Below are 17,356 nucleotides of genomic sequence, written 5' to 3' on the forward strand. Positions count from 1 at the left end.
GTTCACGGTAAACTCATGAACCTTGATTCGTGGAATTCCGTGATGGTCGGAAAGCCGGTAATTCGCGGGAGTGCAGGCCAGCAACAACTCCACGACCTCCTGACGGCTCACTCTACCGGTTGAAAGCCAGTTCTTCGCTTCGATTTCGCCTCTAGGAACATGACCGTACGCTCCCGTTCGAAGCGCCCGACAGAGCGACCTTCGGACAAGCGAGAAACTCATCGTCGCTCCCTATTGTACAACATTTGGTGTACATCCGCAAGGCATGACGACCATGGTACGGGCTGCACCTGCGACGCCGAAGCGGTCCTCAGGTGATTGCCGCGCGCTGAATCCCTGATTCGTGTTCCCCACCCGCATCATCCACGGGCCGGAAGCGCAGCGCTTCGCCGATGTGCGCCGGCATGACGGCATCCATATCGTCGAGATCGGCGATGGTGCGCGCCACGCGCAGCACGCGGTGATACGAGCGGGCGGAGAGCATGAGCCGGTCGGCCGCGCGTACGAGCAGCGCGCGCGCGGCGGGATCAAGCCGCGCCGCCGGCGCGACGAGGCGCACGGGCGCGGCGGCATTGGTGAGCACCGGTGCCCCGGCAACCGGCCCGGCGCCGGCTGCCACAGCGCCCGTCGGCGCCAACAGCACGGTCGCGTGGGCCGTGTGCGCGTACCGCTCGCGCTGCCGCGCCCGGGCGCGCAGCACGCGCTCGCGGACCGAGCCACTGCGCTCCACCTCCACATCGGCGCCATGCTGTGCCAGCGCCCGCGGCGGCACCCGCTGCACATGCACGTGCAGGTCGATGCGATCGGCCAGCGGCCCCGACAGGCGCTGCCGGTGCCGTTCGAGATCGGCCACCGAACAGCGACAGGGACGGTCGTCGCAGCCGGCGTAGCCGCAGGGACACGGGTTGCTGGCCGCCACGAAGGTGAAACGCGAGGGGAAGCGCAGCGACCGCGCCGCGCGCGCGACGATCACACTGCCATCCTCCAACGGCTGCCGCAGCGCCTCGAGCGTGTGGCGCGGGAAGAGCGACAGCTCGTCGAGAAAGAGCACGCCGTGATGCGCAAGACTCACCTCGCCGGGGCGCGGCCAGCCGCCGCCACCAATGAGCCCCGCCGTGGAGATGGAGTGATGCGGGGCGCGAAATGGCCGCGCGCGACTGAGCAGCTGCTGATCGGCCGCCCCCAGCAACCCCGCCACCGAGTGAATGGCCAGCACCTCCAGCGCTTCCTGCTCATCGAGTGGTGGCAGAATGCCGGGCAGTCGCCGCGCCAGCATGGTCTTCCCTGCACCCGGAGGACCAACCAGCAACAGGTTGTGCGCCCCCGCCGCCGCAATCTCCAGCGCCCGCACGGCAAACTCCTGCCCCACCACATCGGCCAGATCGGGGACGTCGTCCGCGCTCCCACCACCACACGCGGGACGCCGACTGGCCGCCGCCGAGCCACTACGCAATGCCGCCACCAGCTCCGCCAAGGTGCGCGGCGCCATGGCACGCGCGTTGGGCACGCGCAGCGCTTCAGCCAGATTATCCGGCGGCACGATGAGCAGGGCGTTGCCGGTCGCCGCCACATGCCGCGCCACGGCAAGCACCCCACGCACCGCCCGCAGCTGCCCGTCGAGCCCCAACTCCCCCACAGCGCATGTCTGGAGCAAGCACTCCGCAGGGAGCTGACCACTCGCCGCCAGCAGCGCCAGCGCAATGGGCAGGTCGAACGCGGTGCCTGTTTTGGGCAGGTCACCGGGCTGCAGATTCACCGTGACCCGACGCGGCGGCACGGTGAACCCGCTGTTGGCCAGCGCCGCATGCACGCGGTCGCGGCTCTCCTTCACTGCCGTCGCCGCCAACCCGACGAGCGTCCACTGCGGCAGCCCGTTGGCTACATGCACCTCGACAAGCACATCGAGGGCGTCGATTCCCAGTACGGCGGCGGAAGGCGCGGCGGCAAGCATGGGGCAACAGTAGGCGCGCCATGCGGTTCGTGTGTCACCGGAAAATTGGGCGTTGGGTCATTCGGACGCGGGCGGCAGAAACAAAGCAGTTCCGGGTTCTGAGTTCGAGTGACGAGTGGCGAGTTACACTCACGACTCAGAACTCTTACTCAGAACCCGGAACTTGATCGGTCAGCCGACGATACCGCGCCCGCCCGCTACATCGCCGTGCGCGCCGCCGCGCCCAGCGTGTGCTTGGCCATCCACTCGTACTCGCGCTTCATGCGGTCCAGCTGGTGATAGTACTCGCCTAGCCCGTGCCCCTCACGCGGGTAGAACACCAGCTCCACCGTCTTGCCCCTGTCCTTGAGCGACCGGTAGAACTCCATGGGCTGCCCAATGGGCACCCGCTCGTCGTTGCTGCCGTGCAGAATGAGCAGTGGCGTGGTGACCTTGTCGCTGTACGAAATGCCCGAGCGCTCCAGGTACTTGCGCACGTTCGCGTTCACGATGGACCCGTCGTACTGCGGCTGCCCGAAGAAGGTGTTGATGTACCCCGGAATGTCGGTGGTGCCCGCCATGCTCAGCAGCGACGGCAGCCCGGCGCCCATCATGGCCGCCTTGAAGCGCCCCGTCTGGCTCACCACCCAGCTCGTCATGTAGCCGCCGTAGCTCCACCCCTCGAACGCCATCTTCGACGAGTCCGCCACGCCGCGCTTGATGAGCGCATCCACCCCGGTCATGATGTCCTTGTAGTCGCCGCCACCCCAGTCGCCGGTGTTGGCGTGCATCCACCACTCGCCATAACCGGTAGAGCCGCGCGGATTGGGGTAGAACACCGCCCACCCGCGCGCCGCCCAGGTCTGCCCCGGGTCGGTGCCCGCCTTGAATCCCGCCGTGTGCACACCCGTGGGGCCGCCGTGCGCCGACACCACCAGCGGCACTTTGGTGCCCTCCCGATAGCCCACGGGCAGCAGCAGCACCCCTTCGGCGGTCTTGCCGTCGAAGCTCTTCCAGGTGATCACCTGTGACGCACCCAGCGTGCGCTCCGACAGCCACGGGTTGGTGGTGGTGATGCGCCGCGGCGACGCCAGCGAGGCATCGGTCACGTACACCTCCGTGGGCCACTCGGCGCTGTTGAGCGCCAGCGCCAGCACCGACCCGTTGGCACTGGGCGACACGCCCCCCACCAGCAGCTTCTGCGTGCGCTGGCTGTACGTCTTGCTGGCCACGTCGTAGGCGTAGAGCGACTGGTACACCCGGTCGCTGGCAGTGAACCACAGCTCCTTGCCGTTGGGCGACCAGCGCACGGCGCCCGGGCTCACGTCGAACGACGGCTGCGCATGGTTGGTGAGCGTGCGCGTGGCCACGTCCATGGTGATGAGGCGCGCGTTGCGCAGCGTACGCGGCATGATGCCGTCCTTGTGCGGCGCGAACTCGTGCGGCACGCTCGTCCACGCCAGCGTCTTGCCGTCGGGCGAGAAGGCGGGCGCGCTCTCCACCTGATGATCGGTGGTGAGCGGCGTGAGCTGCTTGCTGGCAATGTCCACCAGATACGCATCGTGCCGCTCGTCGCGGATCATGGTGGTGGGGCTCGCGTAGAACGCCAGCGTGCGGCCATCGGGCGACCAGCTGGGGAGCGCGCTCACCGTGTAGTTGCCGCTCGTCACCTTCGTGGCGGCCCCGCTCGTGGCGTCCACCACCCAGATGTGCACGAAGCGGAAGTCGCCCTCGTACACCTTGGGGTCGTCACGACGACGCAGCCGCGCCTCCTGTTCGCGCGTGAGCGTGTCGGTGGTGAGCAGCGCGATCCTGCTGCCATCGGGGCTCCACACGTAGCCGTTCACCCCGTCCTTGATGGTGGTGAGCTGCCGCGCTTCCCCGCCGTCGGCGGGCAGCAGCCAGAGCTGCGGGCGTGGGGCGTTCTCGCCGGTGCCCGTGCCACGCGCGGCCACGAAGGCGATGGTCTTGCCGTCGGGGCTCCAGGTGGGCTGGCTTTCGCCGCGCTCGCCAAAGGTGAGCTGACGCGAGGCGCCGCCGGCCGCCGGCACGATGAACACGTGCGAGCGGCGCTCGTGCACCTCGCCGAGTGCCGTATCACCCTTGGCCTGCGGATGTTCCCACGCACTCACGGTGTAGAGCACGCGACTGCCGTCGGGGGACATGGCCACGCCCGCCACGGCCTTGAGACGCATCACATCGGCCTCGTCGAGGCCGCGGGGTTGGGCCGACAGGGTGAACGGCAGCAGAAGCACGCCGAGCAGGAACCGGGTTCGCATGATGGGGAGGGTTGGGGTTCGAGTCGAAGTTACCGGCGGGTGATCACACGTCCAGCACGCACGCCGGTGGCCTTGCCGCCGTCCACCGCCACGGTGCCGTTCACCACCACGGTTTCGATGCCCAGCGGGTACTGATGGGGCTCGGTGAAGGTGGCCTGGTCCTTCACCGCGGTGGCGTCGAAGATCACCACATCGGCCACGGCGCCTTCACGCAGGACGCCGCGGTCGGCAAGCCCCAGCCGGCGGGCGGGCATCTGCGTCATCTTGTGAATGGCGGTTTCGAGCGGCAGCAGCCGCTGCTGGCGCACGTACTCGCCCAGCACCCGTGGAAAGGTGCCGTACGCGCGAGGGTGCGGATGCCCGTCACCCGGGCGCGACAGCCGCCCGTCGCTGGCGATCATGGTGAAGGGCGCCGTCATGATGCGACGCACGTCGCCTTCGTCGAGCACGTGGTAGATGGCGTTGGCGCCGCCATTCAGCATGGCCTCGAGCACCAGCGCCGCGCCGTTCTCCGGTGTGGGGGCCAGGTTGCGGCGCGCCGCCCAGTCCTTGAGCGTCTTCCCCTCGAGGGACTTGTCCCAGTTCACGCGCGAGAACTGCACGCGCGCGAGATCGCCGCCGCCGCGATCGTTGAGGATGTTGAAGACGATGCCGCGCACGATGCTGTCCTTGAGCGCGGCGTTCGCGAGACGTCGCCGGAACTCGGCGTCGCCTCCGGCCATGGCCCAGCTGGGCACCAGTACCCCAATGCCCGTGTGGGTGGCGGTGTAGGGGTACTGGTCCACCATCACATCGGTACCCGCCCGGCGCGCGCTGTCCACCATGGCCAGGGTGAGCGTGCTCTTGCCCCACATCTGCTGCCCCACCGCCTTGTGGTGCGTGAGCACCACGGGAATCTTCGCGCGACGGCCAATCTCCAGCGCTTCCGCCACGCCTTCCAGCAGACCAATCCCTTCCTTGCGCAGGTGGCTGGTGTAGATGCCCCCGCTGTCGGCGGCCGTCTGTGACAGCGCGATGACCTCCTCCACATTGCTGTAGGTACCCGGCAGGTACAGCAACCCGGTGCTGAGCCCGAACGCCCCCTGCCCCATGGCCACGGCCACCAGCTGCTGCATGCGCGCCAGCTCGGCCGCGTTCGGGGCGCGCGCCGCCATGCCCAGGACCGCACGGCGCACATCGTTGTGCCCCACGAGGTAGCCCACGTTGATGCCGGGCTTCGCGGTGCGCACGCTGTCGAGATAGGGGCCCAGCGGCAGCGGGGAGCCGCCATCGGGGCCGCCCAGCGCGAACGTGACGCCCTGCCGCAGTGCGCTCTCCATGAGCGGCAGCTCGAGCAGGGGTTCGAGATGCGCGTGCAGGTCGATGAACCCGGGCGACACCATGCGCCCCGTGGCATCGATGACGCGGGCGGCGCCGGCGCGCGAGAGGGTGGTGCCCACGGCCACGATGCGATCACCGCGAATGGCCACATCGGCCCGGCGCGGCGCACTGTTGGTGCCGTCCACCACCAGGCCGTTCACGATGAGCAGGTCCACGCCCTGCGAGCGGGCGGCCGCGCTGCTCCGGGCAAAGAAAAACCCGCCGGCCAGAAGGCCGACGGGAATGAGGACGCGCCACCGGGCGATCATTTGCCGACGATGCGGTCGAGCGTCACATCGAACACGAGCGTGGAGTTGGGCGGAATCGATCCCGCTCGCTCGTTGCGGTAAGCGAGCAGCGAGCCAATCACGAGCTTGCGCTGCCCCCCCACCCGCATGCCGGGGAGCCCCTGCTCCCACCCGGGAATGACGCCGTTGCGCCCCAGCCGGTAGGAGAAGGCGCCCTGATCGAACACCTGCCCGTTGGTGAGCATGCCGCGGTAGGTCACGAAGATGGAGTCGCCAGTGACCGCCGTGGCCCCGGTGCCGACCGGGTTGTCGCGAACGAACAGGTTGTCGTTGAGTCGGGTCATCTGGGCAATGACGACGCCGGTGGAGGTGGCGTACGTCTCGACGGCCGGATTGGACGGGATATCGGGCGACGTGCTCTCCGTGCCGCCGCAGGCAGCGAAAAGGCCGGCGGCGCCGGCGGCCAGCGTGAGTCGGGCAAACGAGCGGAGCGACGAGGAAAGCGACATGAGCGGATGCATCCTGCGGCTGGAGAAGCGGGCGGGGCGCGACACGCGCCACGAACCCCGTAAAGATATGGAGACATGCGGTTGCGCGGGACATCCGGGCCCGCTTACGCTCACACCACGATGTGTGCGCTGCGCCGGACGCCCGCGGCGGGAGGTGACGACCTCGTCTCCCTCGATACGCCTCCCGCTCCCGGAGGTGCCCTCGACGTGCCCGCAGCGGCCGCCGCATCGGTCGACGCCCCGGAGTTTGCCGCGGCCCGGCGCTTCATCCTGCAGCTCGCGCGGCAGCTGCACCAGCACGGCACCCCGGCGCATCGGCTCGAGGTGACGCTGTCGGTGCTGGCGCGCCGACTGGGGGTGCAGGCGGAGTTCTTCTCCACCCCCACCAGCATCATGGTGGGCATCGGCACCCTCGAACAGCAGCGCGTGCATCTGCTGCGCGTGAATCCCGGGGAGCCCAACCTGGGGCATCTGTCGCGGCTGGGCGAGATCGTGCGTCAGGTCATGGACGGCGAGATCACCCCCGCCGAGGGGCTGCGGCGCATCGAGGTCATGGATGCCGAGCCGCCGGCGTATCCCACGTGGCTGGTGATGGTCGCGTTCGTGCTGGCGTCCACGGCCATCGCCTGTTTCCTCAAGCTGCGGGTGGGCGATGTGGCGGTGGCGGCGGCCCTGGGGCTCGTCACAGCGGTCACGGTAATCACCGCCAGCCGGTGGGAGAGCACGCGTCACGTGACCGAACCGCTCACGGCGTTCATCGTGACCACGCTGGCATTCACCGTAGATGGCCTGCTGGGCACGCGCACGGGGTACGCCACCAGTCTGGCCGGCCTCGCGATCCTGCTGCCCGGCCTCACCTTCACCGTGGCCCTCACCGAGCTGTCCACCCGGCACCTGGCATCGGGCACGGCACGCCTGAGCGGCGCCATCGTCACCTTCTTGGGGCTCGGGTTCGGGCTGGCGCTGGGGGCCAAGGCAGGGGGGGCGGCCGGGGCGCTGCTGCGCGACCTGCTCCCGGTCATGGGGGGGGCGCTGCCGCGGGCGCCGCTTCCCTGGTGGACGGAGTGGGCCGGGCTGCTGGTGGCCCCACTCGCATTTACCGTGCTCCTGAGCGCGCGACGGCAGGATGCGCCGCTCATCGTGGTGGCCTGCGCCGCCGCCTATGTGACGAGCAAGCTGGCTGGCGCGGCGGTGGGTGAAGAGCTGGGCGCGTTTCTGGGGGCCTTCGTGGTAAGTGCCGGCAGCAACATTCTGGCGCGCGTGCGGCGTCGCGTGGCCATGGTCACGCAGGTGCCGGGGCTGCTCATCCTCGTGCCGGGCAGCATCGGCTTTCGCAGCATGACCTCGCTGCTGGGCCAGGAGGTGGAGACGGGCATACAGACCGCCTTCCGCGTGGCCATCGTGGGCATTTCGCTGGCGGCCGGCATTCTGGCCGGCAATGTGGTGACGCGGGCGGCGAATCGGATTCGGCCGTAGGGTTCGGACTGAGAACCGAGAACTGTCACCAGGAACCAGCAACTCCCTGCCTGAACGAGATCTCGTTGTGGCGGGGAGTCTGAAGTTCGTAGTTGTGGTCGACAGTGCTTAGTCGGTGACCGTGGCCCGCAGCGCGCCAACCGTAGTCACGAACGCCGGCCGCGCCCACGCCAGCAGCGCCAGGGCGATGCTCATGCCGGCGACGGTGGTAATGGCGAGGCTCCAGCGCAGGGCTTGCGGGTCGCCGAAGACCCGATCGGTGAGCAGCGCCACGGCGGTGGGGCCGAGCGCGCCGCTCACGAGATTCACCACCAGCTGATAGATCGCGCTCCCCTGCCCGCGCATGCGCGGCGGCATGGCTTCGGCGATGGCAGCATTGGCCGCGCCCCACGGCATGGCGGCGAACACGTTGACCGGCACCAGGAGCACGGCCACCAGCGTGGCACTGGGCACCACGGGGTAGAGTCCGGCACACAGCAGCATGGCCAACGCCCCCAGGAGCCCCACGCGCAATGGCGCGTCGAGGTGCCCCTGCCGCGCCCACGCATCGTTGAGCCGGCCGCCCAGCATGACACCGATGGGGCCGATCGTGAAGGTGAGAACGCCCTGCAGCGTCCCCGCCTGCTGCACCGTCCAGCCGTGCGTGCGAATGAGGAAAGTGGCCAGCCAGAACCCGATGGCGTAGTTCACGCTCGCCGACGCCGCAAAACCAAACGAGAGGGCGCCAACGGTGCGGGCGTTGGCCCGCACGTAGCGCATGACCTCTCCGAAGGAGGCCACCGGCTCCGCGGCCGCGCGCGCGTCCACAGCCGAGGCGGAGCGGTCAGCAACTGCCTGGGCGGCCGCTTCGGCGCGCGGTTCGCGAATGGTGAGCGCCAGCAGCGCAATGAGCAGCCCCGGCAGCCCCACCCAGAAGAACACCGTCTGCCACGGATGAATGGCCCCCACGAGCGGCAGGGTCATGAACCCCGGGGCGTCCACGCGCCCCACCACATACGCGCCCAGCGCGTACGCCACCCCTGATCCGGCAAAGGTGCCCACCATGTACGTGCTCATGGCGGTGCCCAGCAGCTTGCGCGGAAACTGGTCGGCAATGATGGAGACCGCCGCCGGCCCGAGCGTGGCTTCCCCTACCCCCACGCCCACGCGCGCCACGAAGAGTTGCCCGAAGGTGCGCGCCATGCCGGTGGCCGCCGTCATGAGACTCCACACTGCCACGCCCAGCGCCACGATGCGCGGCCGCATGCCGCGATCGACCCAGCGGCCAATGGGGAGTCCGAGCACCGAGTAGAAGAGCACGAAGCCGAGCCCGGCGAGTAGGCTGACCTGCGTATCGGTGATGTGCAGATCACGCTTGATCGGCTCCACCAGCAGCGACAGGATCTGCCGGTCCACGAACCCCGAGACGTTGGCCAGCGTGAGCACGGCCACCGCATACCAGGCACGCGCGAGGCTGGGCGCCGCCGGGGCGGTGGCGGGGGCGGTGGTAGACGATGCGGGAGGCGGCGGCGCGGTCACCTGTCAAAGCTGATGGGCGGCTCACACAATTGCACCCGGGGATCGTACCTTTCCGCATGATCCGTGAGAACACCGTGGTGACCCGCGCCGTCGTGCCCGACGTGCCGGACGAGGGGTGGGACGATCTGCTCGACCGCGCCGTTGGCTCAGGCTCGCTGCATCCCCTGGAGGCGTCGTTCGCGCGCGGCTTGCCTGCCCCACGACGTGCCACCTTCGTGGCCGGCCGGCAGGCCCTGCGCGATGCGCTGAGCACCGTGGCGCCCGTGGTCGGCGCGACACTCGACGCGCCCATTCTGCGCACGCATCGCGGGGCTCCCGCCCTCCCGTCGGTTGTGACAGGCTCGGTGTCGCACAAGCGCACGCTCGCCATGGCGGCGGTGGCCCCGCGCGGCGGCACCCTGCAGCACATCGGGCTCGACCTCGAGCGGCGCCCGCAGGCGGACGACCTGCGGCGCCCGTCCATCGCCCGCAAGATCCTCACCGGGCGTGAATTCGAATACGTGCAGCAGTGGGGCGACGACACGCTGGTGGGGCGCGAGCACGTGCTGGTGCACTTCGCGCTCAAGGAAGCCGTCTACAAGGCCATCGACCCGTTCGTCGAGCGCTACGTGCGTTTCACCGAAGTGGAGCTCGAGATGGCCGGCGATGGTCGGCCGGAGGTGACCCTGCTGCTCCCGGAGGGCTCGGTGGCCGACGTGCGGGTCGAGGCGGGCTGGCAGCTGGACGGCGAGTGGATTGTGGCGTGGGCGGAGAGTCATCGGGAACGGCGCGTGTAACGGCCGCTGCTCCCCCTGTCCCCCCGCCTACCTCGTCCTACCTCCGCCGCGCCACGTGCCGCGCCACCCCGCCAAACAGGTACCGCCGCACGCTCACCACGTCGAAGCCCTCGTCGTGCAGCAGCGCGCTGAACGCGCGATCGCTCATGAAATGCGCAATGCTGCGCGCGATGTAACCGTACACCACCGGGTCACGATGCCACAGGTAGCCCACCAGGTCGCCGGCCACCTGCAGGTACCCCAAGAAAAGCGCGCGCCACGGCGCAAAGTCGGGGCGGTAGAAATCGAGCGTCACGAGCACGCCACCGGGGCGCAGCACGCGGGCCATTTCGCGCACCGCCCCGCGGGCATCGGGCACATTGCGCACGGCGTAGCTCGCGGTGACCACGTCCACGGACGCATCGGCCTGCGGTAGTGCCATCATGTCCCCTACCATGGGGGTCACGGCAGCCAGCACATCGGGGTCGCGCTGCGCGAGGCGTCGCTGCGCCTCGTCGATCATGCGGGGCGAGGCGTCGAGCGCGTCCACCTGTACGCCAGGCCAGAGCCGCGCCAGCGCCACGGCGAGGTCACCTGTGCCGGTGGCAAGGTCGAGCGCCTCCCGCACCGGCCGAATACGACGCGCCGACTCGCGCGCGGCGTCGAGCGCTTCGCGCTTCCACCCGCCGTCCATGCCGAAGGAGAACCAGCGCGTGAACTGGTCGTAGCGCGGCGCGATGATGTCGAACATGGGGGTCACGAACGCCTGCTTGAGCGTCGGGTCGCTCAAGTGCTCCTCGACGTCGAGTGACCGGAGCACGGCCTCCGGGGGCGGGGTATATTCCGTCATCGTCAGGAAGTGTACACCCTGATCACCCGCATGCGATGCGTCACCGCTCCGGAACCGTCCGTGTCAGTACCGTGGTGCTGCTCGTCGTGGCCTTCGCCTGTGCCGCGCTCGTGGGCCAGCGCGTGTACGCGCGCACGGCGCAGGACAAGCTCGCCACCGCCATCGTGCGCGACGCCACGGGCCAGCGCGTGGCGCTGGTGCCCAAAAGCCAACCCACCGTGGTCATGGTGAGTTCGCGCACGTGCTCCTGGTGCAAAAAAGCGCTGGCGGACTTCGGGCAGATGGCCGAGGGCCAGCCCGTGCCGGGGCTCACGCTGTTCACGCTGGAGGGGGCGGCCGACGGCGGCCCCATGCTGGAGAAGGAAGGGCTGCGCGGGGCGCGGCTCGTGGGGCCCGCCGGCTCGCGCGAAGAGGCCGAGCGGCTGTTCCGCTATCCCGGCACCCCCACCTTCATCGCGTTCGACCGCAACGGCCGTGTGGTGCACACGATTCCCGGCTATCCCATTCGGCCGGAGCTGGCCCGCCTGTTCGCGGTCATGGTGCGGGAGACGGAGCTGCCGTAACCCGCTTCCACTCCACGAACATCAGCGCCGTGAGCACCGTGATGGACACGGCGGACACGGCGCACCACGGGCAGAAGCCCTTGAGAATGATGAACTCGGCGTACTTGAGCCGCAGCGTGAAGAGAAACGCGGGAAACACCAGCAGCTGCAGCGCGCGCGCCGGCCACGCCTCGTCTTCGAACTGCGTGAGCGAGCCCACGGTGGCCACCACGAAGATGAGCGTGTAGCCCACCGCACCAATGAGCGCGACATCGACACCCAGGAACCAGCCATACCGACTCCCCTGGATGTACTCGCACCCCCCGGTCCCCCCGCAGGCCAGCGACCCGGCGAGTCCGATTTTCCACAGGTGCAGATAGGTGGCCACGAGGGCGTTGATCAGCGCCACGATGGCGATGAACTTGCGAAGACTCACGGTGGACTCGGTGCGGAGGAAATGGCGGCCGGATGCGACCCGGCTCCCGTGAATCCTAGATACCCGTACGCTTTCGGATAAGAGCACCGCGCTGTAGCTTCGCGCGCCATGACGCCCGCCCCCGCCCCACCGCCCGTTGCCTCGTCGTCGCCGCGCCAGGCGGCACTGATTGCCACCCGGGCCGTGGCGGCCCAGCGCTGGCGTGTCGCGGCGCTCCTCACCGCGGGCATGGTCCTCGTGTACTTCGGGTTCATCGCCCTCGTGGCCTTTCAGCCCGCCCGGCTCGGCGCGCTCGTGAGCGACGGGTTGTCGGTGGGCATCGTGCTGGGCGCCTGCGTCATCGTGTCGGCGTGGCTGCTCACGTGGCTGTACGTCACGTGGGCGAATCGCGTGTACGACCCGGCGCTGGCGGCGCTCAAGGCCAACCATGGCCGCGCCGATTCGGCCGCCACGGAGCCCACGTCGTGATGCAGACCACCGCAGCCGCCGCGGCCGCCCCCGCCACCACGTTCGGCACCCCCGACCCGGTGGCCATCGGCTTTTTCGCCGTCTTCATCTGCGTCACCCTGGGCATCACGTGGTGGGCGGCGCGACGTACGCAAACGGCCGAGCATTTCTATGCGGCTGGTCGCTCGGTGACCGCCGGGCAGAACGGCTTTGCCCTCGCCGGCGACTACATGAGCGCCGCCTCGTTCCTGGGGATCGCGGGGCTCGTCTCCACCAGCGGCTTCGATGGCCTCATCTATTCCACGGGATGGCTCGTGGGGTGGCCGGTGGTGCTCTTTCTCATCGCCGAACCGCTGCGCAACCTGGGGCGCTACACCTTCGCCGATGTGGTGGCAGCACGGCTGAATCCGGTGCCGGTGCGCATCAGCGCGGCGTATGGCACGCTGGCTACCATCGCGTTCTATCTCATTGCGCAGATGGTGGGGGCGGGGAGCCTCATCCGCCTGCTCTTCGGCATCCCGTACGAGTCGGCGGTGCTCATCGTGGGCGTGGCGATGATGGGGTACGTGCTCTTCGGCGGCATGCTCGCCACCACGTGGGTGCAGATCGTGAAGGCGGTGCTGCTGCTGGGCGGTGCCGCCCTGCTCGCCCTGCTGGTGCTGTCGCGCTTCGGCTTCGACCCGCGGGCCCTCTTCGCGGCCGCCGCCGCGCAACAGGGCGCGGGCGTGCTGGCTCCCGGCAAGCTGGTCTCCAACCCGCTCGATGCCATCTCCCTCGGGCTCGCGCTCATGTTCGGCACGGCGGGGCTGCCGCACATCCTCATGCGCTTCTACACCGTGCCCGATGCCGTCGCCGCCCGCAGGTCGGTGTTCATCGCCACGGGGCTCATTGGGCTGTTCTACCTCATGACGTTCATCCTCGGCTTCGGCGCCATGGTGTTGGTGGGTCCCACTGCCATCAAGAGCATCGACGCCGGCGGCAACATGGCGGCACCGATGCTGGCCGAGCTGCTCGGCGGACGCCCGTTCTTGGGCTTCATCGCCGCCGTGGCCTTTGCCACCATTCTCGCCGTGGTGGCCGGACTGGCGCTGTCGGGTGCCGCCGCCATTTCCCATGACCTCTGGTCGAGCGTGGTGCGTAAGGGACACCCGAAGCCTGGCGAGGAGCTCAAGGTGGCCCGCCTGGCCACCATCGGCCTTGCGCTCGTGGCCATGGCGCTCGGCGTGGCCTTCAAGGGGCAGAACGTGGCCTTCATGGTGGGGCTGGCGTTCGCCATCGCCGCGAGCGCCAACTTCCCGGCGCTCGTGCTGAGCGTGTTCTGGCGCCGCACCAGCACGGCCGGCGCCGCCGCCAGCATGGTGGTGGGTACCACCGCCACGCTGACGCTCATTGCGCTGTCGCCCGCCGTCCAGATGGATCTGCTGCACAAGAGCAGCGCCATGTTCCCGCTCAAGAACCCGGCGCTGGTCACCATTCCGCTGTCCTTCCTCACGGGCATACTCGTGTCGCTGCTGGCTCCGGATGCCAACGGCGATACCCGCTATACCGCCCTCGAACAGCGGCTCCTGTTGGGTGAAGACTGACCGCCACCCCTCGGCGACGACCTCACGCGGCAGATTCGTCCGAGCATGATCCGAGACGCACGCGGCAAAACGCACCCGCGCCACCCCCTCGGCAGAAATGACCGCCTCACATTTCTTGTCTGAAGTTCGGGTCCGTACGGACCGCCGGAGCAATCCGGCAAGTCTTTATTGAAAAATGTCTTACACTGAGCTTGACGGGTCAGAACTGGCGCGCGCGCCCTGCCGGTTCCGGATCTGGCACGGTCTATGCTTCACACGGACGCGCCGCGCCGGCTGAGGCTGGTGAGGCGCGGGGTCCAGGCCAACGATGGCTGCGACTCCCGCCGGACCCCGTGGACCCCTCCATGTTCGACCGAATCGCTCTGCGCAGCCTCTTCTGGGCGCTGCTCGCCCTCTCGTCGGCCCTCACCGTCCTCGCGTCGGCCGGGTGGCTCACACGACCCAGTTTCGTCGCTGTCGCGCCATACCTGTCGGCGCTGTCGCTACTCGTCGCCGTGACGGGGTGGCGCCTGCTGCACCGCGAGCTGCTGCGTCGCATGCAGCAGGATGCCGTGCTGGAACCGCGCATGCGCCGGCTGCAGGACGCCATGCAGGCCAGCGTGGATGGCATGTTCCTGCTGCGCACGGTGCGCGACAGCAGCGGGGAGATTCGCGATTTCGAGATCACCGACGCCAACGCGCGCGGTGCGGCGATGCTCTATCGGCTGCCCACCCAGGTGACAGGCGTGCGGTTGCGCCGGGACCTGGATGGGCTGGGACGCGCGCTGTTCCAACAGTATCTCGAGGCCGTCACCTTCCGCACGGCGGTGGCCGAAGAGTCGCGGGTGCACAGGCGCCACCTGAACGCCAGCTGGGTGCGGCATCAGGCCTCCCCCACCAGCGATGGCCTCGCTGTCACCCTGCAGGACATCTCGCGGCAGAAGCGGGAGGAGCTGCGCCTGCGCAAGGCGTCGCTCACCGACGACCTCACGGGCCTGCACAATCGCCGCGGCTTCATGGCGCTGGCCGAGCAGCAGCTGCGGCTCGCGCGCCGTCATGCCAAGGACTCGGTGGTGCTGTACGTGGATATGAACGGCTTCAAGGATCTCAACGACACGTTCGGTCACGCGGTGGGCGATCGCGCCCTGGTGGAAGTGGCGCGCCTGCTGCGCCGCACCGTACGCGACTGCGATGTGGTCGCACGCCTTGGTGGCGATGAGTTCACCGTCCTCGCGCTCGATGCCGACGGCCACGGCGCGCGTGTCATGCAGAAGCGCATCGAGGACCAGCTGGCGTCGCTCAATGCGCGCCGCCTGCTTCCCACCCCGCTCGCCCTGACCATCGGCTGCACGCGCGTGCGCTCAACCGACCCGGCGAACATTGGCGAGCTGCTCGCGCGTGCCGACCAGTTGCTGTACGCCCGCAAGCGTCGTCGCGCGCTCGCTGCCGCAGCCGCCACGGCCAAGCCCGCGCGTGCGCCACGTCGTACGCCGCGCACCCTCCCTACCGTCCCCATTCCGCCCGACGTCGCCGCCGTGGCCATGGCGGCCGCGCGCAGCCTGCCATCGCCGGTGGCCGTTGCCGCCAATGCCACCACCTCGGCAGCGGTCCCGGCAACCGCCCTTCCACTGGCTCTGCCGATGGAGCGCGGCGTTACCAGTCCGGCGTAACGGTGGTGGCCGGCTCGTCTTCCTGCAGCCCCTCAATGAGCCGGCGCCACCAGGGGCGCTGATCTTCGGCGCGGCGAATGGCGCGCACCACCTGACGCCACGCCGCTCGCATCTCCTGCGCGTCGGCAAAGCGGTCTTCCACGCGTTGCGCGAGCCCGCGCACAATCCACGACGCGAGTTCCTCCGGGAATTCGTCCTGCCGTAGCCGTTCCGGCAGCGTGTCGGCCAGCTGCTGCGCCAGGATGAATTCGGCCGGTCCGTCGCCAAAGGGCGGACGCCCCGTGAGCACGTAATACACGATGCTCGCCAGCGCGTAGAGATCGGTGGCCGGCCCCTGCGCCTCGCCCAGCAGCTGCTCGGGTGCCGCGAACGACGGGGTACCCGACGTACCCACCTTCTCGTCGCCCAACGCGTACGCAATGCCGAAGTCGCCGATGCGCCAGCGGCGATACCGGTCGATGAGAATGTTTTCGGGCTTGAGGTCGCGATGGATGATGCCACTCATATGGGCCGCATCCATGGCCTCCAGCACCTCATCCACCTGCGGCGCAATCTCCTCGAAGGGTCGCGCCCCACTGCGCGCCACGAGGTTGGCCACGGAGCCGCCTTCGGCGAGTTCCATGGTGTACCACACCACACCGCCGCGCCCGTCGGTGTCGTAGATGGGCACGATGGCCGCATGCGCGAGCTGGGCCGCCAACCGCGCTTCGCGGCGGAAGCGCGCCACGGCGACGTCGTCGCGGGCGATGTGCGGATGCAGCACCTTGATGGCCACTTCGCGAGACAGCGACAGATCGCGCGCCCGCCACACGCTCCCGAACTGGCCGGTACCGAGCGGCGCGAGAATCTCGTAGTCGTCGGCCGTGGCCCAGCGCAACCGTCCCTCGGCGGTGTCGAGCGCCTTCGGCAACTCGTCGCCCTCCGGGGCGATGAGCACCGGGCGCACGGATACGTTGCGGTCGAGTTCACGCAGCATGGTGGCAATGCTCGGATAGCGCTCGGCCGGATTTACCGACAATGCGCGCTCCAGCACCGAGGCCAGGGCCCCGGGACAGTCGCTGCGCAGCAGCGCCAGCGGTGGTACATCGTGCTCGGGGGGCGTCTCGCCGGTGAGCATGACGAACAGCATGGCCGCCAGCTGCCACTGGTCGGAGGCGGCAGTAGGCTTCCAGGTGCCGGCGCCCCACTCGGGCGCCCACGGCATGAACGTCGGGTCGGGCATGATTCCGGCCGGACGCTGCTCGCGCGGCAGGACCCACTCCCAGCCCAGCAACCAGAGCCGGCCACCCGGTGTCAGCCACACCGTGCTGGCTGACACGGCGCCATGCGCCGCGCTGGTGTCGTGCAGATACGCCAGCGTGCTCCCCGCTTCGCGGAGTACCTGAAAGCCCACCTGAATGGACTCGGGGCCCAGTCGCGAAACGCGCGAGTACACGGTTTCGCCGCTGATCCAGCGACGCAGATAGCCCGGGCCACGTCGGCTTTCCTGATACGACGCCCAGTAGTGGTACGTGGTGGGGATCGAGGGGTGATTGCGGTGCGCCAGCGCGCGCGCCTCGTGGCTCAGCCACTCGGCGTGGGCGGGATCGGGAATGCTCACCAGCGACAGCGAGCGGCCGAGGGCATCCACCACTTCCTGGTAGTGCCGGTGCTCGCGCTGGATGGCTTCGTTGCCCCATGACCAGCCGGGCGGCAGCTGCCACTCCTCCAGGTGCGCCGGCGGTGACGCCGTCAGGGTCTGGTCGGAGGGAAGCGGAGAATCATCCATGCCGAAG

The 17,356-nt window shown here is 69.2% G+C and carries 14 protein-coding genes; 6 read left to right on the forward strand and 8 right to left on the reverse strand.

Going from position 1 to position 17,356, the window contains the following annotated elements; all coding sequences use genetic code 11:
- Positions 1 to 310: 310 nt before the first annotated feature.
- The 4 genes from O9271_RS09460 to O9271_RS09475 all read right to left on the reverse strand — a co-directional run bounded on the left by O9271_RS09460 (position 311) and on the right by O9271_RS09475 (position 6,325).
- Complete coding sequence (locus O9271_RS09460) at positions 311 to 1,951, reverse strand: YifB family Mg chelatase-like AAA ATPase (RefSeq protein WP_298268694.1); 1,641 nt, start codon at positions 1,949 to 1,951, stop codon at positions 311 to 313.
- A gap of 197 nt (positions 1,952 to 2,148) precedes the next feature.
- On the reverse strand, positions 2,149 to 4,209 hold the full coding sequence (locus O9271_RS09465) for a S9 family peptidase (RefSeq protein ID WP_298268697.1): 2,061 nt from the start codon (positions 4,207 to 4,209) through the stop codon (positions 2,149 to 2,151).
- Between the two features lie 29 nt (positions 4,210 to 4,238).
- Positions 4,239 to 5,837 (reverse strand): D-aminoacylase, encoded by a 1,599-nt coding sequence (locus tag O9271_RS09470; RefSeq protein ID WP_298268700.1) that lies wholly within the window; start codon positions 5,835 to 5,837, stop codon positions 4,239 to 4,241.
- Positions 5,834 to 6,325: an FKBP-type peptidyl-prolyl cis-trans isomerase gene (locus O9271_RS09475; protein WP_291262605.1), complete on the reverse strand. Its 492-nt coding sequence runs from the start codon at positions 6,323 to 6,325 to the stop codon at positions 5,834 to 5,836. The genes O9271_RS09470 and O9271_RS09475 overlap by 4 nt, the downstream gene beginning before the upstream one ends.
- Before the next feature lie 207 nt (positions 6,326 to 6,532).
- Here O9271_RS09475 and O9271_RS09480 point away from each other — a divergent pair, with 207 nt between their 5' ends.
- Entirely contained in the window at positions 6,533 to 7,801 is a 1,269-nt protein-coding gene (locus O9271_RS09480) for a threonine/serine exporter family protein (RefSeq protein ID WP_298268703.1), read from the forward strand.
- Between the two features lie 108 nt (positions 7,802 to 7,909).
- On the opposite strand, the gene O9271_RS09485 is transcribed toward O9271_RS09480, so the two are convergent.
- A complete protein-coding gene (locus tag O9271_RS09485; protein WP_298268704.1) occupies positions 7,910 to 9,319 on the reverse strand; it encodes an MFS transporter in 1,410 nt (469 codons plus the stop codon).
- A 56-nt stretch (positions 9,320 to 9,375) separates the two neighbouring features.
- Between O9271_RS09485 and O9271_RS09490 the strand changes: the two genes are divergently transcribed.
- Entirely contained in the window at positions 9,376 to 10,095 is a 720-nt protein-coding gene (locus O9271_RS09490; protein ID WP_298268707.1) for a 4'-phosphopantetheinyl transferase superfamily protein, read from the forward strand.
- 37 nt (positions 10,096 to 10,132) lie between these two features.
- On the opposite strand, the gene O9271_RS09495 is transcribed toward O9271_RS09490, so the two are convergent.
- Positions 10,133 to 10,924 (reverse strand): ubiquinone/menaquinone biosynthesis methyltransferase, encoded by a 792-nt coding sequence (locus O9271_RS09495; RefSeq protein ID WP_298268709.1) that lies wholly within the window; start codon positions 10,922 to 10,924, stop codon positions 10,133 to 10,135.
- Between the two features lie 35 nt (positions 10,925 to 10,959).
- On the opposite strand from O9271_RS09495, the gene O9271_RS09500 reads away from it, so the two are divergent.
- Entirely contained in the window at positions 10,960 to 11,487 is a 528-nt protein-coding gene (locus tag O9271_RS09500; RefSeq protein ID WP_298268711.1) for a hypothetical protein, read from the forward strand.
- Here the strand turns inward: O9271_RS09500 and O9271_RS09505 are convergent.
- Positions 11,459 to 11,902, reverse strand: coding sequence for a vitamin K epoxide reductase family protein (locus O9271_RS09505; protein ID WP_298268713.1), 444 nt, complete (start codon positions 11,900 to 11,902; stop codon positions 11,459 to 11,461). The two genes, O9271_RS09500 and O9271_RS09505, sit on opposite strands and share 29 nt — an antisense overlap.
- 108 nt (positions 11,903 to 12,010) lie before the next feature.
- Here O9271_RS09505 and O9271_RS09510 point away from each other — a divergent pair, with 108 nt between their 5' ends.
- The 3 genes from O9271_RS09510 to O9271_RS09520 all read left to right on the forward strand — a co-directional run bounded on the left by O9271_RS09510 (position 12,011) and on the right by O9271_RS09520 (position 15,581).
- A complete protein-coding gene (locus O9271_RS09510) occupies positions 12,011 to 12,370 on the forward strand; it encodes a DUF485 domain-containing protein (protein WP_298268715.1) in 360 nt (119 codons plus the stop codon).
- A complete protein-coding gene (locus O9271_RS09515) occupies positions 12,370 to 13,932 on the forward strand; it encodes a sodium/solute symporter (protein ID WP_298269314.1) in 1,563 nt (520 codons plus the stop codon). The genes O9271_RS09510 and O9271_RS09515 overlap by 1 nt, the downstream gene beginning before the upstream one ends.
- A 344-nt stretch (positions 13,933 to 14,276) precedes the next feature.
- Positions 14,277 to 15,581 (forward strand): GGDEF domain-containing protein, encoded by a 1,305-nt coding sequence (locus O9271_RS09520; RefSeq protein ID WP_298268717.1) that lies wholly within the window; start codon positions 14,277 to 14,279, stop codon positions 15,579 to 15,581.
- Here the strand turns inward: O9271_RS09520 and O9271_RS09525 are convergent.
- Entirely contained in the window at positions 15,565 to 17,349 is a 1,785-nt protein-coding gene (locus tag O9271_RS09525) for a serine/threonine-protein kinase (protein ID WP_298268718.1), read from the reverse strand. The genes O9271_RS09520 and O9271_RS09525 overlap by 17 nt on opposite strands.
- Positions 17,350 to 17,356 lie beyond the last annotated feature (7 nt).

It is taken from the genome of Gemmatimonas sp. (assembly GCF_027531815.1).
In the GTDB taxonomy this organism is placed as follows: domain Bacteria; phylum Gemmatimonadota; class Gemmatimonadetes; order Gemmatimonadales; family Gemmatimonadaceae; genus Gemmatimonas.